The following is a 24,650-nucleotide window of genomic DNA, read 5'->3' on the forward strand; positions in this document are numbered from 1 at the left end:
TCACGGACGCATGTCCTTCGGCGGACTCGGTCCGGTCCGCAACGCCGTCATGCTGTGGACCACGCGGTACATCGACGCCGCCGTCGCCCGGGGCGGTCAGAGGTCGCGGACGCGCCCGGCGATCAGGTGCCCGACGAGCAGGTAGATCACGGCGGGCAGGCCGTAATTGAGGGCGACCCGCAGCCCTTCGGTGTCCATGGTGAAGATGTCCCGCGCCCACCAGGAGAGCGAGTCCGCCACGCCTTCGACGAACTGGACGAAGACGTTCGCCTCGTTCGCTCCGAGCAGGTAGAGCAGGATCCACAGCCCGAGGAAGGCGGCGGCGATGTCGGCGACCGTGTGGATGATCAGCGCGGTCCGCTTGGCGGCGGAGCCGCTCCGGCCTCCGGCGTGCTGATCATCTGCGGGTATGGATTCGGGGACGTAGTCCACTGGAGTCGCAATCCGGCGCAGGAGGCGCCTCGACGGCAGGGAAGAGCGATCACAGCCAGGGCAGCCACCCCCCACAGGAGTCACCCTGGCCGTGATCGCGTACGGGCCGAAGGTCGCGCCCGTACCCAGCTCTGCGTCGCACGGGTGCTGCCGCGTTACTCGGCCGAGCGATCCGTCCGGCATGCAGGGCGAAATTCCTCATTTCGGGCGCCCGGATTCCTCATTCCCGGCCCCCTGCATTCCTGGCCCGCCCCGGTCGCGCGGTGTGACAAATGTTCGCCTGGTGGCGCAGGTGGAGGAGAGCGCCGACTGGTCATCGGCGTGTGCGGATCCGACGGTCGCCCCCCGTGCCTGCGGATCCGCCCCCGGCGCGGGCGGGGTGGAATCCCCCCGATGGCTCCGCCCGCGCCGGTCTCACTGTTTCCGATGCCCGGGTCGATGTTGTGATCATGCTGGGTACCCTGGCCCCCCTGCACGGTGTCGGATCCGACGGAGGGTGGTGTGGGTACGTGCTCACCGCAGACCGGTATCGGCTGCTGGAGGTGCTGGGCCGCGGCGGAATGGGCGAGGTGTGGCGGGCCGAGGACACCACGCTCGGCCGCGAGGTCGCGGTCAAGCTGCTGCTGGAGCGGACCGCGGTACCCCAGGCGGTGGAACGGTTCCGCCAGGAGGCGCGCACCGCGGCCGCCCTGAACCACCCGCACGTCCTGGCGGTCTACGACTTCGGCGAGGACGAGTACGAAGACCGCTGCTACCTCGTCATGGAGCTGGTGGAAGGCCACAGCCTCCGCGACGCTCTGGCCGAGCGCGACGGGCCGCTGGAGATCGACGAGGCGTGCCGGATCGCAGGACAGGCCGCGGCCGGGCTGGCCGCCGCGCACCGCGCCGGGGTGGTGCACCGCGACATCAAGCCCGGAAATCTGCTGCTCTCGGGTGACGGTGTGAAGGTGGCGGACTTCGGGATCGCCCGCGCCACCGGCGCCGCCGCCTCCGCGCTCACCACCACCGGGCAGGTGCTGGGCACCCTCGCGTACCTGGCACCCGAGCGCGGCATGGGCCGCTCGGCAGGCCCGGAGGCGGATGTGTACGCGCTGGGCTGTGTGCTGTACGAAATGCTCTGCGGACGGCCGCCGTACGCCACGGACGACGTGCCGGCCGTTGTGATGTACCAACACGTCGGCGCCGCGCCCGTACCGCCCCGGCAGCATCGCGCGGAGGTACCGGCCGCGGTCGAGGAACTGGTGCTGCGGATGCTGGCCAAGGACCCCGCCGCGCGCCCGACCGCCGCGGAGGCCGCCCGGTCTCTCGGCGCCCCGGGCGTGGACGCCGACCCGCCGCGCCACGGCGTGCGAACGCCCGCCGAGCCGACGGCAGTACATGCCGCACATGCCACGCAAACGCTGACGAGCGGGACCGGCCGCGCGCGGCGCAGGGCCGCACTCACCGGCCTCGCGGCGGCCGCACTGATCGCGGCAACGACCGCAACGGGCTACGCCCTCCTCCCCCGCAGCGGCGCCACGGCGGGCGCTCCGCCCCGCACCACCGAATCCACCACGCCCGCGTCCGCGCCCTCGCCATCCGCATCTGCATCCGCATCCGCATCCGGGCAGCGCCGCAGCGCCGGACCACAGCCGGTCGGGCCCGTGGACCAGCCGCGCACGCGGCCTGCCGCACCGGGGTCCGCACTCCCGCACGGCAAGGCAGCCCGGCAGGCGGCAAAAGAGCGGAAGCGGGCCGAGAAGGAAGCGCGCAAGGCGAGCGGCGAGACGCGCGGGCAGCACACGGGAGGGCAGGGCAAGGCCGCGGAGGGGGCGGGGAAGCACCGCGACGGCGTGACGGGGCCCGGCCAGTAGGCTCACTGGTCGCTGGTGACCGTGACCTTCTCGTCGTTCTTGAGCTCGTTCACGAGCTGCTTGACCTTGGCCTGGTCCCACTGGAGGTTGCCGCCGACGCTGCCGGACACCGGCATGTTCATCGACTTGCCCGCGCCGCTGTTGACGTCCTTCATGGCGAGGAACATCTTGCCGAGCAGGTAGGGGTTCATGTCCTTGTCGACGATCAGGGTGTCCAGGCCCGCGCCCATGACGGGGTAGAGCTCGAACGGGTTGAGCAGGGTGCCGGGCGCGGCCGCCTGGTTCGCGAGCGCGGCGAGGAACTTCTGCTGGTTCTTGGTGCGGTCCAGGTCGCTGCCGGTGAAGGCGTAGCGGGAGCGGACGAACGCCAGGGACTGCTGACCGTTCAGGGTCTGCCGGCCGGCCTCGAAGTCGGCGCCGGACTTGTCGTCCTTGAAGCCCTTTTCGATGTTCATCTCGACGCCGCCCATGGCGTCCACGATGCCGGCGAAGCCGGTGAAGCCGATCTCGGCGTAGTGATCGATGTGCAGTCCGGTGTTGTACTCGACCGTGCGGGTCAACAGCTGGGGGCCGTCGTAGGCGTACGCGGCGTTGAGCTTGTTGGGGCCCATCGCGGGCCGCATCTTGCCGGACTCGGAGCCCTGGAACTCCGGGATGGTGACGTTCGAGTCGCGGGGCAGAGAGATCAGCGTCGGGCCGTTGGAGCCGACGTGCAGGATCATCATCGAGTCGGTTCGCTTGCCGGCCTCGGCGCTGCCGCCGGTGTGCAGGTCCTTGCGCTGCTGCGCGGACATCCCCTCGCGGCTGTCGGAGCCGACGATCAGGTAGTTGGTGCCGTCGCCCTCCTCGGGGCGGTCGATGACCGTACTGAGGTCGGCCTCCTTGCGCAGCTTGGAGTCGGCCCAGAAGTACGTGCCGACCGACACGACGAGCAGGATCACAAGGACGGATATCAGAATCCGCTTGAACTTGCCGCCCCGGCGGGGAGGTGGCCCGGCGTAGTACGGACCGCCGCCCCGTGGCTGCGGCGGCACCACCGGCCGCTGCGGCGCCATGCCACGCGCCGCGTCCGGACGAGGCGGGGCGTACGCGCGCTCATACCGGTGCTGAAAATCGACGTTCCTGCCGTCGGGCCTCTGATTCATGCCCGGCAGTCTGCATTCTTCGGTACCCCTGAACGCAAATCGAGGACCGCGGCGCCGCTGAAGTGTTTCCGATTCGATGCACGCTTCACCAAAAGGACTCCCAGCGATGTCCTGCCATTTGTCCGGCGAAGCACCTGAACCGACACTCGTGGTCGATCACGAGAATTCGGACAAGGGCGGCAATGCAATTCCCGTGAGGTACGCCCACGCGCCCTGCATCTCCCTCAGCGCCGCGGGAGCTGATCGTGTTACCGCTGCGTGCCGCCGGCCACCGGTACGGGGCGGGTGCGCGCGCAGCGGCTGCACTCAGGGTGTCCTGCGACCAGCCGGCGAGCCAGTCGGCCATGCCGTGCACGAAGTCGACGAAGGGGTTCGCCTGATTCGCGTCGAGCAGGTACAGCAGGATCCGTGATTTGCACTGGTATCGAATGGGGCATTTTGCGGCATGCCGTCATTGGGGTAACGCACGGCCCGGCGCTTTACCCTTCCAGCTCATTACCTTCATTACCTTCATCGCCTTCATCGCCTTCATCGCCATTTCACCTTCGACACCGGACCGGATGATGGGCGGCTCAGGTGTGCGCCGGGTCCTGAGTGCCTTCGCTCCGGGCGGTGTCGGAGGTGACCTGGTAGGACAGCAACTGCTGGAAGTGGCCCGGCCGGCAGGCGAGTTCCTGGTAGGTGCCTTCTTGCACGATGCGTCCCTCGTCGAGGACCACGATCCGGTCGGCGACAGCGACGTTGGTGATGCGGTGGGTCACCAGCAACACCACGCGGTCCTGCGCCAGATCCCGCAGCCGCTGGAAGATCTGGTACTCGGTCGGTGGGTCGAGGTTGGCGGTCGGCTCGTCGAGGACCAGAAGCCCGGCTTCGCGGAAGAAGGCCCTTGCCAGAGCGATGCGCTGCCACTGCCCGCCGCTCAGTTCCTCCCCGCTGAGCCACTCCCGGGCGAGCAGGGTGTCCAGGCCGGCGCCGAGCGTGGCGATGACCGCGTCCGCGCCGGCGGCCTCGCAGGCTGCGTGGACCGCCGAATCCCCGCGCGGCGAGGGCTGTCCGAGCGTGACGTTCTCCCGCGCTGTCAGGGGCCACCGGGCGTACTCCTGGGGCACCAGCGCTACTTGCTTCCACAGCGCTTGCGGGTCGGCGTCCCGGGTGCTGACGCCGTCCCACAGCACCTCCCCCTCGGTCGGCAGATACAGGCCGCTGACCAGCTTGGACAGCGTTGACTTGCCCGATCCGTTGAGGCCCACCAGCGCGGTCACCTCGCCACGGTGCAGCGTGAGCGAGAGGCCGGACAGCGCGTTGCGGCCCTTGCCCGCGTAGCGGTGGGAGAGCGACTTGATCTCGATCTTCTCCGGCGGTTCGGGGCGGTGGTTGCCGCGTTGCATACGGAACCCACCGGCCCGGTCCAGGAAGCCGGTCCAGTCGTCCATGTACAGCCCGGTGCGCACCGCCCGGGACCCGATGGCCACGAGCCCGCGCACGGACTGGCCCGCCGTCTGCAGGGCGAACACGGCCGCGCCGGCCCGGCCCACACTGATGCGGCCGGTGGCCAGCAGCCATACCACCGCTGCCCACACGATCGCCGAGCCCAGCCCGCCGCAGACCGCGCCCACCAGGGAGTACCGGGCTCCCTGGTCGGCGGCGGCGCGGTCCTCGTGGTTGATGCGGGAGACCGTGCGCCGGTATCGGCCGGACAGGAAGGAGGCCATGGTCCCGGCGCGGATCTGGTCGGCGGCATCGCGGGTGTAGATGTGCCAGCGCAGTACGGACAGCATCCGGTTGTCACCGTTGCTGCGCAGGTTGGCCAGGTAGCGCACCCTGGCGGCGCTGATCTGGGAGACGGCCTGCGGCAGGCTGGCGGCCACCAGGAGCGGCAGCAGCACCGGGTGAACGCCGGCCAGGACGACTGCTCCGGCGAGGAAGGAGGCGGAGGAGGCGATCAGATCCTGCCCCTCGTTGATCAGGTCCCCGGTGACCTGGGCGCCCCGGTCGGCGGCCTCGCGGTCGCGGTTGAAGTCCGGTTCGTCGTAGGCGCTCAGTTCCACTTCGGTGCAGCCGTCGAGCAGCATCTGCTCGGCCTCGCGCGTCATCAGCGGAGACAGCCGGGAGGAGAGCCAGTTCACGATGATCCCCATGACCGCGCGCGCACCGGCGGCCCCGGCGAGGAGCGCCACGGACGGCCACGCCTCCAGCAACCGCTGATAGACATCGCCATCTCCACCGGACAGCAGCGCGGTCAGGGTGCCGCTGATCGCGACCAGTCCCATCGCCTGCATGATGCCCGAGAGGGCCTGGCAGACCAGGAGCCCTACGGTCGCCGGCCGGTCCACCCGCCAGGCCAGTGCCAGGGAGCGTCGGACGAGCCGGGGCAGACGCCGGGCCATGTCCATCAGCCGGATCGACCTGCCGGCGGCCTCACGGCTCCCGGTCAGATCCACGTACCGCATCTCCGCGCCGCCGGCACCGTTCTCTGCTTCTGCGGTGTCGTGCGTGGTCTGCCGGGGCACCTTCGCCCCGTCTTCCGGCGAAGCGCCGAGGCCGCTGGTTCTTTCCGCGGACCGGTCTTGGCCGGACCCGGACGGCTCGGCCGGCGGGGCGTGGCCGTTGCGCGAGCTGCGTGCGGTGCCCGTTCGGGGTTCCTGCGGCGGCTTGTTCATGCCGACCACGCCCCGCCGGCCGCAGGGTTCACTCCGGCGTCAAGGCGGCGCCACCTCCTGGGCGCCGGCGGCACGCCACCACGGAGCCGTTCGATTCCGGCCGGTCCGGACATATGAACAGGGGCAAGCGCCAAGGCGTCCTCCGTAGGGATGGGCGAGGGGTACAGGTGCTCCAGAAACGGCCTTGGGAAGGGCCGGGTAACGGGTATACAGCGAACACGTGTTCTGATGTGCGCTTCTGGCCCGATGTACGGCCGTTGCTGACTCTGCGGGTCATTCGAACGGTGTCGGGTCACCCTGGCGGGGGATTGCCCGCCGCCGCTCCCGGGCAGCCGTCCCCGACGAAAACATCTGACGACCGGGCGCGGAGCGGGGCCCGACCCCGCCGTGGTGACCACGTGGATCAATCAAGCCCAGGCCGATCGGCACACCGCTCAGCAGGAGCTCCATCGCCGTTCCACGCAGCACGCCGCTGCGCGAGGCGTTCGGGCTGCAGGGCGGGCCCTTGGGTTGATGACCGGACGGAGGGCGGCTCGCGGGCGGACGGGAGTTGCGCCGGGGCCATCGTCCCGGCAGCCTCGTCCCGTGCGAAAACTCCTGATCGTTCACCACACGCCCTCGCCCAACGTGCAGGCCATGTTCGAAGCCGTCGTCGCGGGTGCCACCACGGAGGAGATCGAGGGTGTCGAGGTCGTGCGCAGGCCCGCGCTCGGTGCCACGATCTCCGACGCGCTGGAGGCGGACGCGTACATCCTCGGGACTCCGGCCAACCTCGGCATGATGAGCGGCGCGCTCAAGGTCTTCTTCGACACGGTCTACTACCCGTGCCTCGACGCCACCCGGGGCCGCCCGTACGGCCTCTACGTGCACGGCAACAACGACACCACGGGCGCCGTCCGCGGCGTGGAGTCCATCACCACGGGGCTGGGCTGGACCAAGGCCGCCGAGAACGTGCTGGTCACCGGGGAGCCGGACAAGGCCGACAGCGAAGCCTGCTGGAACCTCGGCGCCACGATCGCGGCCGGTCTCATGCCCTAGCTGTACGCCTGACGGGCCCGTTGTCCTTCCGCCACGGTCGCGGGTGCCACGTGGGTGCGGGGGCCGAAGACGGCCACGAAGCTCGTTATCGGCTCTCGGGTCCCCCAATGGCCTGTGCGTAGCGGAACAGGCCGGCCGGGTCGTACCGGCGCTTGACCTGGACCAGGCGCTCGTAGTTGGCGCCGTAGTAGGCGTGTTGCCAGCCTCGCAGGTCCGGGTCGGGGAAGTTCACATAGGCCGCGTCGGTGTGCAGATGGTCGCGGAGCGTGCGGTGCATGGTGCGGGTCTGTGCCAGCAGGGCGGCCACGTCGGCGGGGGCGGTGCCGGGCTTCCATTGGGTGCCGACGTCGATCACGAAGGTGGCGCCGCGGTGGGGGTAGGCGGTCTCGTGGGGGCGGGGCGCATTGCCGGAGCCGCCCATGGCGAAGAGCGTCACATAGCCGCCGGCCCGGGCCGGGCCGGGCCGCCAGGTGCGGGCCCACTCGGTGATGGCGCTCACCGTGTCCGCGCTCAACCACCGGTCGGGAACAAGGGACTTGGAGGCATGGCACTCCAGCGGAAGGGTCCCGCAGTTGGGCGACGTTGTCGTTGTCCATGGTGGTGGGGCCGATGGGTTCCAGGGCTCCCCGGTGCGGTCGAAGAACTACTGGTACCTGACCAACCGCCAGGTCGTCATCGACGTCGGCACCCGACTCGTCATCGACGCCGGCACCCGACTCGTCTTCGCCGTCGCCCCTCCGGTCACGGGCCACCACAAATGAGGTCAAGGCGTAGGACCTTTCCGGTACGAAGGCCACCTTCGGCCGGACCGGGCCAGCGCGGACGGCGGCTGCCGGAGGAGTACCGGCCTGCGCAGGTCGCGGGCTCGGCTGTCGAGAACGACCCTGAAACGACCCCGGACATGTAGTGAAAACCGGCCGACAGATCGTCACCGTAGAGACAGGTCCTTCTCCGGGGTGCAAAGAAGCGCTCAGGGGCAGGGCCATCCAACTGTTCCGGCAGTGGTCACACCCTGTGGCCATCGAATGTGCCAACCCGACCACGGGAGCGAGTGTGGGGCGATACGCGATCCGCGTGCGCGTCGTCGGCGCGCAGGTCCGCGCCGAGCGTACCGGCGCGCCCCGCCCTCATCCGCCCGGCGCCTCCTGTCGGGGAGGTCCTGCCGGATGACGGATCGGCGCCGAGCAGCAGCGCTACGCCGCCCTGGGTGAACGCGTCTGCCTCCTTCTGTCCGACGAGCCCTCGGATGGCCGTGCCGCCCACGCCACCGCGCGTGGTGGGCGGACCGCGATCGACTGTGCGCCATCGTCACGGGTTCCTGATTTTCGTATGTCCACCGGAAGGCCGACCGGGTCCCGCGCCGTCCGGCGCGGGGGCGGGGTCCAAGCGGCCTGCATGTAGGGAAGGGTTGCAGATGGACAGCTATTTCATGACGGAGCGTCACGAAACGTTGCGGGCGGAGATCCGTTCCTTCGCCGAGGCGAAGGTGGCGCCCCGGATAGCGGACATGGAGGCATCCCGGTCCGTGGAGCACGAGCTGTCCCGTCTCATCGCCAAGGAGGGCTGGCTCGGCGTCACCATCGACCCGGCATACGGCGGGATGGGGCTGGGCCACTTGGCGAAGACCGTCATCATCGAGGAGCTGTCCCGGGTCAGCGGGGCCATGGGCGCCATGGTGCAGGCATCGCAACTGGGCGTGGCCAAGATCATTCACTTCGGTGACGAGCGGCAGAAGCGGAAGTGGCTGCCCGCGGTCGCGGCCGGCGACTGCCTGCCGACGATCGCGGTGACCGAGCCCCAGTCCGGTGGGCACGTGCTCGGCATGGAGTCGACGGCCCGGCGGGAGGGCGACGAGTACGTCCTCAATGGCCGCAAGGTGTTCGTCGGCAACAGTCACGTCGGCGATCTGCACGGCGTGGTCGTACGGACCGGGGAGGGGTCGAGCGGCCTCTCGGCGTTCCTCGTGGAATCCGACAGACCCGGCTTCTCGCTGGCCCCGCACCAGCCCGCGATGGGCCTGCACGGGTTCAGCTTCGGCGAGATCCGCTACGACGAGTGCCGGGTCCCCGCCGAGAATCTGCTCGGCGGCGAGGGCCGCGGACTCGATGTGGCGTACTCCTCCAGCGTGCTGTACGGCAGGCCGAATCTGACCGCCGTTTCGCTCGGCATTCATCAGGCGCTGGTGGAGGAGACGACCCGGTACGCGGCCGGGCAGCAGCGCTACGGCAAACCGCTCAGCGCGGTGCCCACGGTCAAGCAGAAGCTCGGACTCATGCAGCACCGGCTGATGACCGCGCGCCTGGCCGCCTACCACGCCGTGCATCTGCTGGACTCCGGCCTCCCGTGCGACGCGGAACTGATGAACGCCAAGTACCTCAATGTGGAGTCCGCCATCGACTCGGCACGGTCGGCGATGGAGATCCATGCCGCGTGCGGCCTGTTCCCCGACCGGCCCGTCGAGCGGTTCGCCCGGGACGCCTCGCACATCTACGCCCCCGCCGGCACGTCCGACGTCCAGCTGTACCGCCTCGCCGAGGTCGCGCTCGGCACCTCGCGCAGCGACTGGTCCAGCCGGCTCGCCGCTCCGTTCGTCACCGAAGCGGCGGCCGTGTAGGACGGCATCACGGGCGGGAACGCGCGGCTTCGTAGATGCGGTCCATGGCCTGGTCGCGGAAGCTCTTGATCAGGCCGAGGGAGCCGCGCGCGGTGGCCAGCGGGCGCGGCTCGGTGCCGACCGCGCACACGGTGCCCAGGGCGATGCCGGTCTCCTCATCGATGAGCGGCGCCCCCAGGTACACGCGGATGCCCAGTTCGTCGACCACGGGGTTGCCCGCGAAGCGGGGCGCCGCGTACACGTCCGGCAGGACGAGCGGGATGCGGCGGCTGATGACCTCGGGGCAGTAGCCGTGGTCGCGCGCCATCACCCGGCCGACCTCGGGCCCGCTCATCGCGTCGTACGGGCCCAGGGTGTTGGGCACGCCCTGCGGTGTGTGCAGGCCCGCGAAGAACTGCTGGTCGGTGATGAGGTTGACCATCGCGTACGGGGTGCCTGCCGCCTCGGCGAGCTCGGCGGCGAGGGCGTCGAGGTCGCTGTCCGCCTCGCCCAGCCCGAGTTCGGCGAGCCGTGCGGCGCGGGCGGCGAGTTCGGTGTCGGGGGCGGGCACGTGCAGGCCCGTTTCTGTGTCAAAGGGCACGGTGAAGGTTCCCGTCGAAGGATTCGGTGGGGGTGACATGCGAAGTGTGGGGGTCATCGGCCTGCCGCGAGGAGCGGAGGGAGACGGTGAGCGCGTACTCCACGAGGCGGATCAGGACCTGTCGGGCGGAGAACGGGGCGCGCGCGTCGAACATGATGACCGGAACCTCGGGACTCAGCTCCAGCGCGCCCTGTACTTCCTCGGGCGTGTAGCGGTGCGCGGTGTCGAACTCGTTGACCGCCACGACGAAGGGCACACCGCGGTCCTCGAAGAACTCCACGGCGTTGAAACAGGAGTCCAGACGCCGGGTGTCGGCGAGCACCACCGCGCCGATGGAGCCGTGGGCGAGGTCGTCCCACATGAACCAGAAGCGGTCCTGCCCTGGCGTACCGAACAGCAGGAGTTGCAGTTGCTGGCGCCACAGCGTGATGCGTCCGAAGTCCATGCTCACCGTGGTGGTGGTCTTGTTCTCCACGCCCACCAGGCTGTCGGTGTCCGCGCTGGCCGTGGTGAGCGTCTCCTCCGTGGTCAACGGCGCGATCTCGCTGACCGTGGCGACCATGGTGGTCTTGCCCACCCCGAACCCTCCTGCGATGAGGATCTTCAGCGCAGTCAGGGGGATGTCGTCAGAGGCTTCGAAGCCCTTCAAGTGCCGCCTCCAGGAGGAGTGGGTCGCTGCCGTCCGCTTCTCGCGGGGGAAGCGCGGGGACGAGTACGTGCGAGTCGAGCAGATCGGACAGAAGGATCTTGGTGGCGTTCACGGGGATACCCAGCCGGGCGGCGATCTCCGCGACCGAACGCGGTTCCCGGCCGCACACTTCGACCACCTGGACACTCTCGGGTCCGAGAGTGTCCAGCGTCGCGGGGGCGAGTCCGGGGGCGGCCCGTACCCGCGATACCAGGCCCAGGGCGCGGGCCGGTCGGGTGCGGCCGCCGGTCAGTGCGTAAAGCCGCAGGTGCGCCGTGTCCTCGGCCAGCCAGGGCTCGTCGGCGAAATCCGGCACGGTTATTCGACCGGAGCGCCGGCGGGCCCCTGGGCGATGCGCGAGGGCGTGCCCAGGTGTCCCCTGACGCTCTTGACGAGCATGGCGATCTCGTAGCCGACCATGCCGACGTCCGCGCTCTTGTCCGTGAGCACGCCGAGTACGCCGTTGACCCCGGCTCGGGACACGAACAGATAGCCGCCCTCACCCTGCACGATGACCTGCTCCACCCCGCCGAAGTTCTGCTGGATGGTGGCGAGACCGCCGCCGAGCGAACACATGCCGGTGGTGATCGCGCTGAGCCGGTCCGCGTCGTCGTGCCCCAGCCCGTGGCGGTGGCGCATCACACCGTCGCTGGAGGCCAGGACGGCGCCGGTCACGGCGGGTACCCGGGCCGTGAGGTCCGCCAGCAGCCAGTCCAGGTCCTGCTCGAATGAGGGCTGGGTCGTCATCGGTACTCCTGGGAATCAGTGCGCTGAGTGGGTGCCACAGGGGGGTCGGGGGTGGCCCGGTCGGCTTCTTCGGCCCTCTGCAGTCCCTCGGTGAAGCGGGCGAGCAGCCCTGCGTCGATCGAGTCGCCGTGGCCGTAGCCTGCGGTCGACGGCTGCTCGCGAAGTTCAGGGGTGAGATGGGAACGGCGTTCCTTGTTCCGCCGGGCGAGGCGCGGGCGCCCGGTGGCGTCCTCGGCGGCCGCGGGGGGCGTGGGGGGCGTGGCCCGCACCGGCCGCTCAGGAAGGGGCGGCGTGGACGCGCCCCGGGCCTCCCGGTCCGTGCGGGCCTCCCGGTCCTCGTGGGCCCCCCGGTCCTCGTGGGCCCGCGCGTGGTCCACGGCGGGGGGCAAGGGCTGCGCCTGCCGGTTCGGAGCGGGCGCGGGAGCGGGAGCGGGAGCGGCAGCGGGAGCGGCAGCGGGAGCGGCAGCGGGAGCGCGGGGTACCTCCGGCTCGGGAGGCGGCTCCGGGGCGGTGTGCTGCATCGGCGGCTGCGGGGCGCGGGATTCGCTGAGCACCGAGTGCGAAAGGACCACGACGGCCTGGGTGCCGCCGTAGAGGTTCTGCTGGAGCTGCACCACGAGCCCTCGCCGCCTGGCTATCTTCGCCACGACGAACAGACCGGTACGCCCGTCCTGCAGCTGCCGGTCGACGTCGAACATTTCGGGCTGGGCGAGGAGTCGGTTCATCTCGTCCCGCACCTCGGCGGACATGCCGAGACCGCGGTCCTCGATCTCCACGACCATGCCGGAGGTCGCCACCTGAGCACGGATCATCACCTGGGTGCGGGGCGGCGAGAACTTGGTGGCGTTCTCGGCGAGTTCGGCGATGAGGTGGATGATCTCGACGGCGGAGTGGCCGAGTACCTCGTAGCCGGACGGCGGCGGCAGCACCCGCACCCGGGGGTAATGCTCGATCTCCGCGACGGCCTGACGCAGCACCGTGGCCAGCGGGACCGGTGAGGTGAAATGCCGGGGCACCGCGCCACCGAGGACCGCCAGGCTCTCCACCGCCCGGTGGACACGGGTGACGAGGTGGTCGATGGCGTAGAGCCGGTCGAGGTGCTCAGGGTCCTCGACGACCCGCTCGGCGTCGTCGAGCTGCTTCAGCGCGCGTGTCACCAGGATCTGCAGCCGCCGGGAGATGTTGACGAAGGCGTCCACCTGCTGGCGGGTACCCGCATGGATCACCGCGGTCTGCGCTGTGTGCTGGAGCTGCTGCAAGTGGTGTTCCAGTACGGCGAAGGCATGCGGCGAGCCGGCCGCTTCGGGCAGCGGCGGGGGCTCCTCGGGGCGCTCGCCGCTGCGCAGTTGGTCCACTGTCCGGGTGACGCTCTTGTGTCCCTCGGCGGCAAGGTGCCTCAGGTGGCTGATCCACTTTCCGACCGCGGCGTCGGTCTCGGCACGCTGCCGGTGGATGGCGTCCGCGGTGCCGTGCGCGGCACGCCGCGCGGCGACCAGGACGGCCGCGCAGCACACTCCGGCCGAAACTCCCGCACCCCACACCAGCGGCCCGGTCGCGCCCGCCGCGGAGACAGCGAACGCTCCGCCGGCGAGTGCGGCGACCGCTCCGGCCGGCGCGACCGAGAGCATCGTGGTGCGCTCTCGCAGACCGCGCTCGGTGCTCAGGTCGGCCCGAGCGGCCTTGCCGCGCCTGCGGCCGCTGCGCGGGGCGCCAGGTGCGGTGGCGTCCGGCGTGTAGTGAGACATAGTCGTCCTCAGATACGAGCGGAGGGACAGGCGACGCGTCGACGTGCTCGTGCTGCCGATTGCGCCCGCAGTCGTCCGAACCCCCGGCGGCGGAGGCTCGTTCGGACTCGCGAGCATCTTGTCCACGGTGACAGTCGCGTGGCAAAGCGGCTTCTGGAGCAACCATCAACTCCTCAGCTCCGACCAGGGCGGAGCTACGGGCGCCCAGGGTCGTTCCGGGGTCGTTTCCCGCTCCTCCGGACGATCACCCACGTCCGGAGGCGCAACTCCGCGCCGCGTGGGCGGCGGGACACCCGCCCGCCCCCGCCGGCGGCCCCCGCAACGACCCGCAAACGACCCTGCCATCGTTCCGGGGACGACGGCCGCCCCGTCGTCCCCGGTAACTCAGTCGGCGTCGAATTCGCCCGCGAAACAAAGGACTTGCCCGAGTTCCTCGACACCGATGAGGCGGCTGCGCGGGCGCAGCATCCCCGCGATGCCGTATGCGCCCAGTTCGCGGCAGCGCCGCACCAGCCAGCCCCAGTCGAGATCGAGATGGTCGGCGAGTGAACGAAGGCGCTTCTCAGAGGTGTCACCACTGGTGACGCTCCGCCTGCGAGCATGGTCGAGCACTTGGGCGTAGGCGCTGACATCGGTCAAGCTGTCCGTGGTGTCGACATGCCAAATTCCCCTGGAGTCCGACCAACTGGCGGATATCACTCGGCGCCCGGGAACCAGCACGAAGCCGTCGATCCGCTCGTACTGCGGCTCGACGCACACCCAGGTGGTCTGACCGTCCCGCTCCATCATGGCCACCGTCAGCCAGATCAGGATCCGCTCGTAGGGCTGACTTGCCCGGGAATCACCTTCGGGGATGCAGAACACCCGCTCGGGGGCGGGCTCCCCGTCGGCGAGACGTTCCCGGAGGGCCAGGCGGAATTGCGGCCAGGAGGCGAAGAACAGCCAGACCGCAGCCTCCTCACCCGTACGTACCGGGGTCCAGAAGACCGGTGCGCGGGTGCCCTCGTCCAGTCGCCGGATGATGTGCTCGGCACAGAAGTACGTACCGAGCCACACGCTGCCGACATTCGTGAGCTCCGGTATGGCAGCGCGGGCAATCGCCGAGCGCCGCTGCGCCCACAAGGGTTCCAGCATCTGCTGTTCGACGTACAGCGCATGGTCGTCGGCCGACAGGCTGTCGTCGAGGTTCAGCATCGCCCACAGCAGTCCGTACGTGAGGTCGTCCATCTCGTACGGCGTCGAAATGGGCAGCGTCTCGACCGTGACCGCCAGTTGCCGCCGAGCGTGCGCGGCGTCCAAGGCGTAGAGGCCGTCGTCGCCGAGGGTGCCGAGAACCAGCGCCCGGCGGGTGGCCCGGGTGAAGGCATGTATGTGAGCGTGGTGATGGGGTCCGATGACGGCTCGGCCGTCCTGCTCCGTGGCCTCGTATATCTGGACAGCGACGGACGTGCCGTCGAAGAACCGTCGGCCCTCCAGGTGCCAGACGCCCTCCATTCCCGGAACCCGGCCCATCGGGTTCAGATGGGACGTGTCGAACCTGGCATTCAGGAGCCGCGCCGCATCCCGCGCGGTACTGGGTGCGATCTCCGGTAGCACGACACCGCGCTCCGCCGCGGTCCTCAGCAGCGTCTCTACGTCGACCCCGAGCATGAATTCGAGGACGGCGGCGGCGTCACTTCGCGGGGTCTGGTCACCGGAGAGCCAGCGCTTCCACGTGGCCTGCGAGGCGGTCACCGTCGCCAGGTCCGGCCTGTTCAGCTTCACGGCGGCCTGCCGGGCGGACCGGGTGAACTCTTCTTCGAACGTGGCGAAATGGCCGCAGCCCCGCTCCGTGAGCAAGACCCGCAACAGCGTCTGGGGGCGCATCGATTCCCACTCTCCACTCTGCAAGAGGCGCGAGTCCCCCACGGCTCACTGATGGAACATTCCAGGTCCGTCGTCGCCCTTGGTCACGGGTCCGCTGCGGCCATGTCGGAGCAGGCACGACCCGAGCAGCGGAGATCAACTTCGGCATGCCGAGCATTATGCATACACGCCGTCAAATCCTGGCCACAGGTTCGGGGATTGATACGCTCGGCATCCCACCTCGCCCCAGCACGACGCAGGACAGGCCGCGGCACCCGAGCCGGCAGCGCGTCACCGACGCAACCCTTCACTTCACCGAAGTAGGAGCCGCTCGTCCCCCGCGAACTCCAGAAGACGACAAGTCCGGCAAAGGGAGTGACGAGGCCCGGCAGGTCCGGCCTCGTGGCATTGAGGCATGCCATCCCGATGCCTGTCACTCGACCGTGCAGCAGACCCCTCCAGGCCACCGAGTCGCCCTTGCCGTCGAACGGCGTGTGCTGCGGGCCCTGAATCGGGACGGGCGCGAGGCGTGCGGGGCGCCGGCCCCTTTGGATGAGCGCGGCCGGTGCGCATGGCAGGGCGGCGACCCGGTCGCCCTGTGGACGGCCATTGATGCGGACCGTATGCGGGCCGAGCGCGGACCGCGGCATAAGTACGCAGCAGGGCGCCGCAACTTGTACGGCGCCCACGGCGCGCTGGGCCTGTTTGCACCCTCAGTCGATCAGGTGCCGCACTGCTTCCCACAGCGCCCGTGCACCGAGTGCTGCGAACAGTCGGGCCGACAGGTCCCGCAACCAGCTTGGCTCATTCGGTTTGTGCCGACTCGCCATTACTGCACCTCTCCTTCGGCTGCCCGTGGTGGCAGCTCCCCCAGCGGCTGCGCTCCACGACCACCCGCGAAGGAAAGGCGCGTCAAGTATGCCTGAAATTCCGTGGCCTGTCGGGTAATTGACTTACCGCTTCCATGCCCCCTCTCGCCTTCTCGGAACAGTCCCCAGTACAGCGCGAGCGAGCCGAGGCAGCACTCGAACGGCCTCGCGGCGCGTGGTGATCATGTACTAGAGCTGGAGGCGCTTCCGGCATGCCCGAAAAAAGGCCCGGCGCCTTCGACTTCACACAGCGAGCGCCCGTCACGATCCCCCTCGTGACGGGCGCTCGCCTTGAGACGGTCCCCTTGGTTGACCAGTTGAGGGTGTGGGCAGGGGCATGCGCAGGGCAGCGCCGGCGTCGGGAAGCCCGGCGCTCCCGAGCGGACGCGTCACCGGCCGACGAGCCGTCAGAAGTTGTACGGCTTCTCGGTGCTCCAGTTCAGCACGTCGGCCTCGTTCCAGCTGAACTGCGGCTTCTCACCCTTGGTGTCGACGGAGTAGAAGGGGCCGACGTGACCGTCCGCGCCGCGCAGCGCGAGGGCGAAGCCCTGCGCCGTGTGGTGCCCCGAGCCGTAGTCGAAGAGGTTCACCGCGCTGTACACCTTGCCGCCGGGCCGGAGCGTGAGGTGCTTGGTCCCGCCCGGCTTGTCCTTCTTCGAGTGCGGCAATGCGGCCACGTCGACGTCGCCGCCGAGCTTCACGGCCGGGTACGAGGTCACCCAGCACGGCTTGGCGCCCTCGTTCGACGCGGTGACCAGCAGATGGTCGCCCTGCTCCCCGGCGAACCGGTGCACCGCGGTGACCAGCATCTCATCCCCGCGGCACTGCCGGGCGCCGGCCGCCTGGTCCTTGCCCGCGACCTCCTCCGTGCCGCCCGAGGCGGCCGCCGAGCGCACGCCCTCCTTGGCGTCACCGCCGCTGCCGACCTGCTGGTCGCCGCCCGCGCCCTCCCCGCTGGACGCGGACCGGCTCTGCGCAGTACCGGCAGTGTCATCGCCGCCCGCCGCCTTCGAGCCGCCGTCGGAACCGCCGCAGGCGGTCAGGCCCAGCGCCAGCGCGGCGGTGACGGCGGCCAGGGTGGCGGTACGAATCCGGGAAGTACGCATGATCAGGTTCCCCCTGCTTTCCGTGCGGGAGCCTGCTACCTGGTTCCCGCGGTGTGGACACCACTCTTCCCGCGGCCACTGACGTCCCGGAAACGTCTCACTCACGTCCCACAAACACACCGCGCGCGGCCGGGTGCGGCCGGGTGCGGACGCGTGCGACCGGGGGCGGCCGAGTGCGGCCGGGTGCGGCCCAGCCGCGGGCAGCCTGACGTTCCTCACCGTGAATCTGGCGCCCGCACGCGGCCCCGACCGGTCTCACCTGCCCCCATGGCCACCACCGACCGGCAGCACCGTTCGCGCTCCACCGGCCGACTGAAACGTTCGGTCACAAGATCACCCAAGCGGCCCTGGCGGCCAGCTTGCCCTGGAATTCGAACATACGATCTACTCTGGCTATGGATCCCCGCGACATTCCCTCGGACCTCTTGGCAGCCCAAACGGACTGGTACGTCACGTACGGTCGGCTCGCCACCGCCCCATCGACCGGGGTGGCCCCGTACCGCCGCCGGCTGCTGGAACTGTCCCGGAGCATCGCCGCCCATCCCTACTGGCAGACCCCGGCGGGCACGCCCGCGGCACGGACGGCGCTGAAGGAATTGGCCCGCGCGGCCGCGGAGGCGCGACCGCGCTGACCCTCGCCGAAGGTCAGCGGCGCGCCACCCACAGCGCCCCGTGAGTGCGCCACCTCGCACGACGTGGAGACCGGCGACTCCCTCGCCAGACGAGCTCGCCGATCCGACTGTTCCCGCCTCTCCCCTGATTCACGACTCCCGGGAAATCTTCGACGGTCGATCTCGCAGATGGCTGAGAGGCGGCCGGAGGCTTCCTCGACGGCCGGACCGGTGCCCGGCCATCGGCTTCCACGGCACATCCAGATGGGCGGCGGCGATCATGAAGCCGCGTCACAGCAGGACCGTCGTTTGGCGCCGGTCGGCCAGTTGCCCGCCACCGTCTCGATCGTGTTGGCGCAGCCGCGACGAGGCTGGGCCCCTGCCTGGCTCTAAGAACCGTTCAACAGCCGCCATATGAAGTAACTCGGCTCTACTGTAGTGACGTTGGACGAATGTGATCCATGGGCAACGGGGGTCTGGAATGGCCAAGGCTGAGGCCGAGCGAGTGCGCGTGGGCGTGTTTGCTCCTAGTGATCCGGAGTCACGTGCCGCCGCGCAGGCGGCATTCGCGACGGCCGGGAGTTCCGGGGAGGAACTCGATGCGCGCGGGGCGGTCCCTCTGGGCGACGTGCTGCTGATCGGGTCGGTGGCCACGCACGCCCTGGCCTACCTGATCAACACGCTGCGCAAGGCATGGAGCAAGGGTGTGGTGGTCGACGCGATCGGGCAGCAGCTGAACATCCGCAGGGATACGGCGCTGCCCCGCGGCGTGGTGGTCGTGCGCTCCCGGTCCGGTGAGGTGACCGTCCGCGACGGGGCGGGGCTGGCGGACATCATCACGGAGGCCATCCCGTCACGCGGCGGGGACACCACGGGCACCGGAAGCCCGGAGGGCTCCGCCCATGCGTGACCCGGGGCGCAGCTTTCTGTTCGCCCGGTACCAGAATCCCGTGCTCGCGGCCGAGGCACGGGAGATGAGCAAGACGTTCGCCGACTCCTCGTACCTGCGCCGGCTCACCGGCGAGGAGAACCCGGAGAGCGCGTGGGAGGCGTACTTCGCCCACAGCCAGCCGCAGGTCCGTGGAGCCCTCGACGGGCTGCTTGCCACCATTCCGCCCGAAGAACGCGAGCGGGCCGTCGAGCTGGCGGGATCCGTGGAGGTCTTCTGCCTTCCGTCGAACGCGGTGGAGTCACGCGTGTTCGTCAATCCCGGAGAAGCCACCGGCTACCTCATCGGCATCGCCCCGCTCACGGTCCAGTTGACCGCCGACATCGCCTGGGGGATGAACATGGTCCATCCCTCCGCGACAGATGCGCATCCGCGCAACTGGGATGCCGAGGCGGGGCGAGAGGCACTCGACGAGCACATCATGAGGTACGTGCGCGCGCTCCAAGCCGTCGGCGAGGCCCCGCTGCCTGTTTCTCTGATGGCGGTCGCACTGCGGGACCACCCGGAGTGGCCACACGGACAGGGCCCCAATGACTACCGCGATGCTGCGCTGACGTTCGTCATCTCGCACGAACTCGCCCACATCGAGCACGGGGACCTGCTCCCTGCGCAGCGGCCGAAAGCACAGCTGCTCCTTCCGGAGAGCACCGCCTCGCTGCTGGGGATCTCCGCGGAGGCGAACGAAGAACTCGCCGCTGACGCCTCCGCTTTCATGCCTTGCTACAACTACGTCGTCGGCACCTGGATGCTCAAGAACGAGCCTCCCTCCCGCAGCCGTATCTCCCTGAAACGACGAGAGCACAAGAAGGAGTACCAACGGGTGGCGCGGCAGAGCGCCCGACGCGCGGCCGAGGCGTGCGAGGCGTACTACAGCGCCGTCCTCGTCCTGGGAACGTTCGAGTGGCTGCGCGGCGACAACGACACGGCGAACCGGCTGCTGACCGCTGGAGCGCGGGCTCCCTTCATCCAGTTCTACATACAGAGGGACCGCCAGGAGGTGCTCGCCCCCCAGATCGGATCGTTCATGTGGTCCGCCCGGGACGTCGAGTACCGCAAGGCCCACCACAGTTGGCGTACCCACTTCACGACGCAGGTCATGCCGGAGATGTGGGCCGGTATGGGCCTGGACATCCCCGAGACGTACCCGGACGTGGTCACCCAGAAGCACCTCGCCGAGCGGCTGGAGGACGCCCTGGGAGACCCCGAGGTCGTCTCGAGAGTGGCGGACGACGCGCGGAAACGGCTGTCGGAGCAAGAACGCGTACGGGGGGCTCAGCACCCCACGACACTGCAGGCGCGCTTGGAGGCCGCCTTCTTGCAGAGCCAGGCGGGCGATACCGCTGGAGCGTTGGCGGCCATGGAAGAACTGCTCCCCGACCTGGTACGGGCGACGGGACGCGACAGCGCCCAGGTACTCGCCCTCCGGCACAACGTCGCCTTCCTGCTGGGAAAGACGGAGCGCACACGCGACGCGGCAGCCGCCTGGGCCGCACTCCGCGCCGACCAGGAACGCATCCTGGGGCCCGGCCATCCGGACGTCCTGGAGACGCGTTACAACCTCGCCTCCCTGCGGGGAAGAGCCGGTGATGCCGAGGGCGCGGCGGCCGACTTCGCCGAACTGGTCGCCGGTGAGGAAAGGGTGCGAGGGCACGACGACGACCACACCAGCGCGGCCCGGAACGCGCTCGCCTTCTGGCGGGCGAAGGCGGAGGACAAGGCCGGAACCGCCGCGCGGTTGGCCGAGGAGCGGGAGCGGACGCTGGGGCCCGGCCACCCCGACACCCTCGCCGCCCGTCGGGACCTCGCCGGCCTGCGGCGGGAGGCCGTGACCGCCGCCGAGCGGCTGCTCGCCGCACAGAAAGAAGTGCTGGGCCCCGAACACCCCGACACCCGCACCACCCTCGACAGCCTGGCCTGGTGGCGGGGGAAGGCAGGGGACGCCGCGGGCGCCGCGGCCACCTTCGCCGAACTGCTCGCCGTCCAGGAACGGGTGCTGGGACCGGACCACCGCAGCGCCCTCCTCACCCGATCGCTCATCATCCTGTGGCGAGGCCAGGCGGGCGATGCGGCCGGAGCAGCCTCCGTGGCCGAGCAGCTCCTCGCCGACCAGCTCCGCCTGCTGGAGCCCGACGCGACCGAAACCCTCATGACTCACGGGCAGCTCGGCTACTGGCGCGGAAAGGCAGGGGACGCGGCAGGGGCTGCCGCCGCCTACGCCGATCTGCTCGCCGTGCTGCGCCGGGTACAGGGCCCTGATGCCCCCGGCACCCTCAGCGTCCAGCGCATCCTGACCGAATGGCAGAGCAAGGCCGAGGGTTCTGCCGGAGGAAGCAACTGCTCATGACAGCCCACTCTCCACAGGTAGGAATGTCTGGAGCCACGGTCCGACGCACCATCTACTAGCGCAGGAGCAGCGGCCGACGGCACAGGCGGTCGGCAAGGCCGGCGAGACCGAGACCAGTGACATACACCCGCTGGTGACCAGGACGACGTCCAGGGCGAACCCGGCGATGGTCGGGGCGAGTCCCGCAGGCCACCGGTACGGGCATGGTCATGTGTAGGCGGCGACGGCGGCGACAGCGGCGACGGCGGCGAAGTAGATGCCCAGGCCGGTGGCCGCGGCGCTGGCGCCGGTGAGGATTGCCTTGGGGGCGCCCGCGCCGGAGCGGTGGGCCGCTTTGGGCAAGCTACACCCATCGCATATACGAGGTGTTTTCCTGACTTGCTGTATCGAGATCACGGGCTCGCCTGGCACTATGCCGTCATCCCATGTGGCGATCCTGGGGGGCCTTTTGAGCTGGTGGATGTTCTCACTGTTGGGAGCGGCGGGCGGGTTATTGCCTGGTTTCGTCGACTTTCACAGGCATGTCCAGCAGTGGCGTTTTGCTGCACGGAGATACCGGCAGCTGCCAAGCCCGTCAGGCGAAGCGCCGATACTCAGTTCATATGTCGTATGGCGCCCGGACTTGGCCGCAGTGGCCACTCAGGTGTGTCTGGGCGCGGTGGCGGGGGCCGTGTTCGGCGGCACGGGGCAAATCAAAGGCGCGTCCGGTGTTATCGCAGTGGGGGCCGCAGCACCGGTGATCTTCGCTCAGCTTGCCCAGCTCGGTCTGAACAGTGTTGTGGCGCCCGCGGACGGGGTCGCCGCAGAACATTCGGGCATCCCTGCTGAGCCTCCGCGGGAAGGAGGGTCCACCGCGGCGGCTGCACCAGCGACCCCTGCATCGTCTCCTCAGCTTGCCGAGCCGTCCAGGGACGGGGAGGCAGGGTGGACGTCCACGCCGGTAAATCCTGCATCCTCTCCGCAGGCGACAAACATGCCTGACCAGAGGAGAACCCCTCGAGAGCGGGAAGCCAGGGGTGATATCCGATGACCTCGCGCGGCTTCTTCAACCGATACTGGAAATCCTTGACGCGGACCACAACGGGGCCTGAGTGCCATGCGAGGGATGAGTCGAGTCCGGCCTTCGTACGGCGATACCTCGGCTCGTTGCTGCAGTGCCCTGACCACCGCGCTTCAGCCGTTATGACATATGCATCGGCACCTGAGCGCGAACGGCCGTGCGCGGCGGATGAGGGCGAAACCGCCAACCGCGGTCCCGGGCAGGAGCCGTTGAACTCATCGGAACCGGAAATGCCCCTTGCCGCCGAGGAAAGGCGGCCTCGCGAGCCCCGACGCCCGCGTCCTGCCGGCGGACACACCAGCACGACGGGCGAGGCCGCTGGACGCAGTCCGGGCCGCCGGCCGCGGATGCCGCGGATGCCGGTCGAGCGGATGCCGGTCGAGCTGCCTCTGTGGCGGGCGCTGACCGGGTACCGCATCCTCGCTCTGGTCTACGCGGTCGTGCTCTTCTCGCTCAACTGCCGGGAGTACGCGCATCCGCTGGGCGCCGCCGCGTACATGGGTGCGCTGACCGTATGGGTGGGGCTGACCTGGCGCTGCTCGACCTCCGCCGAGCGCTGCACCAAGCGCTTCCTGACCGGTGACCTGGCCTTCGCGGTCGCAGGCATCCTGCTCACCCCGTTCGTGGACACCCACGCGCGGGTGGTGGCCGGCGCGCCGACTCTGCCGTCCATCTGGACCGCGGGCGCGGCCCTGGGCTTTGCGATCAAGGGCGGCTGGCGCTGGGCTGCCGGTGCCTCGTGTGTGGTCTCCGCCGCGGCCCTTGTTGAACGCGGGGAGTTCGCGCGGGACACGGTCCACAACGTGCTGCTGGTGTGGGTCGCGAGCGTGGCGATCGGTTACGTCGTCGAGGTGGCCAGGGCCAGTGAGCGTACCCTCGCGCGCGCCCTGCAGATCGAGGCGGCCACCCGGGAGCGCGAGCGGCTGGCCCGCGACATCCACGACAGCGTGCTGCAGGTGCTGGCGATGGTGCAGCGGCGCGGCGCCGCGCTCGGCGGCGAGGCCGCGGAGCTGGGCAGGATGGCAGGCGAACAGGAGGTCGCGCTGCGCACGCTGGTCTCCAGCGGCTTGACGTCGACTCGGAGCGGCACGGATGACCTCGCCGCTGGGGCCGGTGGACGTGGTGCGGCCGGACAAGAGTGGGGCGGCGCGGCGGCCTTCGGGAGTGGACTCGCCTTCGGTGGGCCTGGGGAGACGGGAGCCGATCGCCCACCCCTCCACGCCCCTGGTGAAACCGGTCGCCATGCGGAGGCTGGTGAAACCGGTCGCCATACGGAGGATCGCCTTGGTGCCCCCGTCGATCTGCGGGCCTTGCTCGCCCCGTACGCGGGCGGTGGTGTCACGTTCTCCGAGCCTGGCGCGCCGGTCAGGCTGCCGGGCCACCAGGCCGTGGAGTTGGCGGCCGCTGTCAAAGCCGCCTTGGACAATGTCAGGGTGCACGCCGGTGCGGATGCGCGGGCCTGGATCTTGGTCGAGGACGGGCCGGCCGCGGTCACTGTGACGGTGCGGGACGACGGCCCGGGCATCCCCGAGGGACGGCTGGCCGACGCCGAGCGCGAGGGCCGCCTCGGGGTCGCAGTGTCCATCCGCGGACGGCTGCGCGACCTCGGCGGCAGCGCTGAGTGGATCTCTGCCCCCGGCCAGGGAACCGAAGTGGAGCTGACGGTTCCCAAGCGCACGGCGCCAGCGGAGGCACAACTGGGAAGGCACGCAGACAGCGAGCGCCGCATGAACTGAAGCACCTTCGGCTCCGCCGCCCCCCTCCCAGGGGCCAGCCCCTCAACGCCCCGAGAACGGACGATGCCCCACTCCTGCTCCTGGCCTCCCAGCCACTTCCGGGCAGCGTCGCTGACGTGCGCGTCCCGGCCGAGGATGGTCACTCCCCCCATCCCCGCAGCTGCGACAGGCCACCGCCGCCGTCACCCCGTGCACGCCGGTGCGGTGTCGAGGCCCCGGTGACCGGGCCTCAGGTCCAGCTCCTCCAGCAGCCAGAAGGTCAAGCCCACCGTCGTGGACATCGACGGGAACGCCTGGGGCATCAGCACTTCGCGGGGCAGTGCGAGCAGTGCCCGCGCACCGGTCCCGGGCCCAGATAGCTGTTCGCTTCCAGCCGGGGCCACCATGGCCCGCCGAGCACCCACTGCCTCACGCGTAGCACCCGCTTCCGCACCCACAGGGAGTGCGCTCTCGCGGGTACCCTCCCGGGCCGCCTCGCCGGTCGTCTCGGCGGACACGCCCATGCCCTCGAAGCGGGCGCCGACCCCACCCTCGTCACCCAATGGATCGCCGAAACCCAGGCCAAACGCGCCGCCGCCTAGGCCACCCTGCGCACCGCCACCGGCAGACCGGACACGCCGATGAGCCG

Annotated in this window: 20 protein-coding genes; 8 read left to right on the forward strand and 12 right to left on the reverse strand. The window is 70.1% G+C overall.

Annotation, left to right across the window (positions count from 1 at the left end):
• Positions 1-96: 96 nt before the first annotated feature.
• Positions 97-432 (reverse strand): hypothetical protein, encoded by a 336-nt coding sequence (locus ACIGXO_RS04630; protein ID WP_399780182.1) that lies wholly within the window; start codon positions 430-432, stop codon positions 97-99.
• A 509-nt stretch (positions 433-941) separates the two neighbouring features.
• On the opposite strand from ACIGXO_RS04630, the gene ACIGXO_RS04635 reads away from it, so the two are divergent.
• Positions 942-2,285 carry a serine/threonine-protein kinase gene (locus ACIGXO_RS04635; protein WP_399780185.1) on the forward strand — a complete coding sequence of 448 codons (1,344 nt, stop codon included), beginning with the start codon at positions 942-944 and terminating at the stop codon, positions 2,283-2,285.
• Positions 2,286-2,287: 2 nt separating this feature from the next.
• On the opposite strand, the gene ACIGXO_RS04640 is transcribed toward ACIGXO_RS04635, so the two are convergent.
• Together ACIGXO_RS04640 and ACIGXO_RS04645 are read right to left on the reverse strand one after the other, a co-directional pair.
• Positions 2,288-3,430, reverse strand: coding sequence for an LCP family protein (locus tag ACIGXO_RS04640; protein WP_399780188.1), 1,143 nt, complete (start codon positions 3,428-3,430; stop codon positions 2,288-2,290).
• Between the two features lie 572 nt (positions 3,431-4,002).
• Positions 4,003-5,880 (reverse strand): ABC transporter ATP-binding protein, encoded by a 1,878-nt coding sequence (locus ACIGXO_RS04645; protein ID WP_399781908.1) that lies wholly within the window; start codon positions 5,878-5,880, stop codon positions 4,003-4,005.
• A 795-nt stretch (positions 5,881-6,675) separates the two neighbouring features.
• On the opposite strand from ACIGXO_RS04645, the gene ACIGXO_RS04650 reads away from it, so the two are divergent.
• Positions 6,676-7,128: a flavodoxin family protein gene (locus ACIGXO_RS04650; protein WP_399780190.1), complete on the forward strand. Its 453-nt coding sequence runs from the start codon at positions 6,676-6,678 to the stop codon at positions 7,126-7,128.
• A gap of 85 nt (positions 7,129-7,213) precedes the next feature.
• On the opposite strand, the gene ACIGXO_RS04655 is transcribed toward ACIGXO_RS04650, so the two are convergent.
• Complete coding sequence (locus ACIGXO_RS04655; RefSeq protein ID WP_399780193.1) at positions 7,214-7,627, reverse strand: BBE domain-containing protein; 414 nt, start codon at positions 7,625-7,627, stop codon at positions 7,214-7,216.
• A 130-nt stretch (positions 7,628-7,757) separates the two neighbouring features.
• Between ACIGXO_RS04655 and ACIGXO_RS04660 the strand changes: the two genes are divergently transcribed.
• On the forward strand, positions 7,758-7,889 hold the full coding sequence (locus tag ACIGXO_RS04660) for a hypothetical protein (protein WP_399780196.1): 132 nt from the start codon (positions 7,758-7,760) through the stop codon (positions 7,887-7,889).
• A 653-nt stretch (positions 7,890-8,542) separates the two neighbouring features.
• Positions 8,543-9,742 carry an acyl-CoA dehydrogenase family protein gene (locus ACIGXO_RS04665; RefSeq protein ID WP_399780199.1) on the forward strand — a complete coding sequence of 400 codons (1,200 nt, stop codon included), beginning with the start codon at positions 8,543-8,545 and terminating at the stop codon, positions 9,740-9,742.
• Positions 9,743-9,749: 7 nt separating this feature from the next.
• Here the strand turns inward: ACIGXO_RS04665 and ACIGXO_RS04670 are convergent, their stop codons facing one another.
• The 7 genes from ACIGXO_RS04670 to ACIGXO_RS04700 form a co-directional block, all read right to left on the reverse strand.
• Entirely contained in the window at positions 9,750-10,322 is a 573-nt protein-coding gene (locus ACIGXO_RS04670; protein WP_399780202.1) for a GAF domain-containing protein, read from the reverse strand.
• Positions 10,312-10,971: a GTP-binding protein gene (locus tag ACIGXO_RS04675; RefSeq protein ID WP_399780204.1), complete on the reverse strand. Its 660-nt coding sequence runs from the start codon at positions 10,969-10,971 to the stop codon at positions 10,312-10,314. Before ACIGXO_RS04675 ends, ACIGXO_RS04670 begins: the two co-directional genes overlap by 11 nt.
• Positions 10,949-11,326, reverse strand: a complete 378-nt coding sequence (locus ACIGXO_RS04680) for a DUF742 domain-containing protein (protein ID WP_399780206.1) — start codon at positions 11,324-11,326, stop codon at positions 10,949-10,951. The genes ACIGXO_RS04675 and ACIGXO_RS04680 overlap by 23 nt, the downstream gene beginning before the upstream one ends.
• A gap of 2 nt (positions 11,327-11,328) precedes the next feature.
• The gene (locus ACIGXO_RS04685) at positions 11,329-11,757 is read right to left on the reverse strand and encodes a roadblock/LC7 domain-containing protein (RefSeq protein ID WP_399780209.1); all 429 of its coding nucleotides are present in this window, start codon (positions 11,755-11,757) and stop codon (positions 11,329-11,331) included.
• On the reverse strand, positions 11,754-13,502 hold the full coding sequence (locus tag ACIGXO_RS04690; protein ID WP_399780212.1) for a sensor histidine kinase: 1,749 nt from the start codon (positions 13,500-13,502) through the stop codon (positions 11,754-11,756). The genes ACIGXO_RS04685 and ACIGXO_RS04690 overlap by 4 nt, the downstream gene beginning before the upstream one ends.
• Before the next feature lie 384 nt (positions 13,503-13,886).
• Positions 13,887-15,368: a hypothetical protein gene (locus tag ACIGXO_RS04695; protein ID WP_399780215.1), complete on the reverse strand. Its 1,482-nt coding sequence runs from the start codon at positions 15,366-15,368 to the stop codon at positions 13,887-13,889.
• Between the two features lie 1,255 nt (positions 15,369-16,623).
• A complete protein-coding gene (locus ACIGXO_RS04700) occupies positions 16,624-17,322 on the reverse strand; it encodes a DUF4232 domain-containing protein (RefSeq protein WP_399780218.1) in 699 nt (232 codons plus the stop codon).
• 425 nt (positions 17,323-17,747) lie between these two features.
• Here ACIGXO_RS04700 and ACIGXO_RS04705 point away from each other — a divergent pair, with 425 nt between their 5' ends.
• From ACIGXO_RS04705 to ACIGXO_RS04715, 3 genes are all read left to right on the forward strand, one after another.
• Positions 17,748-17,954 carry a hypothetical protein gene (locus ACIGXO_RS04705; protein ID WP_399780221.1) on the forward strand — a complete coding sequence of 69 codons (207 nt, stop codon included), beginning with the start codon at positions 17,748-17,750 and terminating at the stop codon, positions 17,952-17,954.
• A 460-nt stretch (positions 17,955-18,414) separates the two neighbouring features.
• Positions 18,415-18,843, forward strand: a complete 429-nt coding sequence (locus ACIGXO_RS04710) for a hypothetical protein (RefSeq protein ID WP_399780224.1) — start codon at positions 18,415-18,417, stop codon at positions 18,841-18,843.
• Complete coding sequence (locus tag ACIGXO_RS04715; RefSeq protein WP_399780227.1) at positions 18,836-21,226, forward strand: tetratricopeptide repeat protein; 2,391 nt, start codon at positions 18,836-18,838, stop codon at positions 21,224-21,226. The genes ACIGXO_RS04710 and ACIGXO_RS04715 overlap by 8 nt, the downstream gene beginning before the upstream one ends.
• 207 nt (positions 21,227-21,433) lie before the next feature.
• Here ACIGXO_RS04715 and ACIGXO_RS04720 read toward each other — a convergent pair whose 3' ends face one another.
• Complete coding sequence (locus ACIGXO_RS04720; protein ID WP_399780230.1) at positions 21,434-21,568, reverse strand: hypothetical protein; 135 nt, start codon at positions 21,566-21,568, stop codon at positions 21,434-21,436.
• A 1,065-nt stretch (positions 21,569-22,633) separates the two neighbouring features.
• On the opposite strand from ACIGXO_RS04720, the gene macS reads away from it, so the two are divergent.
• The gene (gene macS / locus ACIGXO_RS04725) at positions 22,634-24,022 is read left to right on the forward strand and encodes a MacS family sensor histidine kinase (RefSeq protein ID WP_399780232.1); all 1,389 of its coding nucleotides are present in this window, start codon (positions 22,634-22,636) and stop codon (positions 24,020-24,022) included.
• Positions 24,023-24,650 lie beyond the last annotated feature (628 nt).

The organism is Streptomyces sp. NPDC053542, assembly GCF_044544685.1.
In the GTDB taxonomy this organism is placed as follows: domain Bacteria; phylum Actinomycetota; class Actinomycetes; order Streptomycetales; family Streptomycetaceae; genus Streptomyces.

Coding starts and splice junctions, on each gene's coding strand:
- ACIGXO_RS04695 (WP_399780215.1), bottom strand. CDS start 15,368: ATGCGCCCCCAGACGCTGTTGCGGGTCTTGCTCACGGAGCGGGGCTGC.
- ACIGXO_RS04665 (WP_399780199.1), top strand. CDS start 8,543: ATGGACAGCTATTTCATGACGGAGCGTCACGAAACGTTGCGGGCGGAG.
- ACIGXO_RS04710 (WP_399780224.1), top strand. CDS start 18,415: ATGGCCAAGGCTGAGGCCGAGCGAGTGCGCGTGGGCGTGTTTGCTCCT.
- ACIGXO_RS04715 (WP_399780227.1), top strand. CDS start 18,836: ATGCGTGACCCGGGGCGCAGCTTTCTGTTCGCCCGGTACCAGAATCCC.
- ACIGXO_RS04685 (WP_399780209.1), bottom strand. CDS start 11,757: ATGACGACCCAGCCCTCATTCGAGCAGGACCTGGACTGGCTGCTGGCG.
- ACIGXO_RS04640 (WP_399780188.1), bottom strand. CDS start 3,430: ATGAATCAGAGGCCCGACGGCAGGAACGTCGATTTTCAGCACCGGTAT.
- ACIGXO_RS04700 (WP_399780218.1), bottom strand. CDS start 17,322: ATGCGTACTTCCCGGATTCGTACCGCCACCCTGGCCGCCGTCACCGCC.
- ACIGXO_RS04645 (WP_399781908.1), bottom strand. CDS start 5,880: ATGCGGTACGTGGATCTGACCGGGAGCCGTGAGGCCGCCGGCAGGTCG.
- ACIGXO_RS04690 (WP_399780212.1), bottom strand. CDS start 13,502: ATGTCTCACTACACGCCGGACGCCACCGCACCTGGCGCCCCGCGCAGC.
- macS (WP_399780232.1), top strand. CDS start 22,634: ATGCCGCGGATGCCGGTCGAGCGGATGCCGGTCGAGCTGCCTCTGTGG.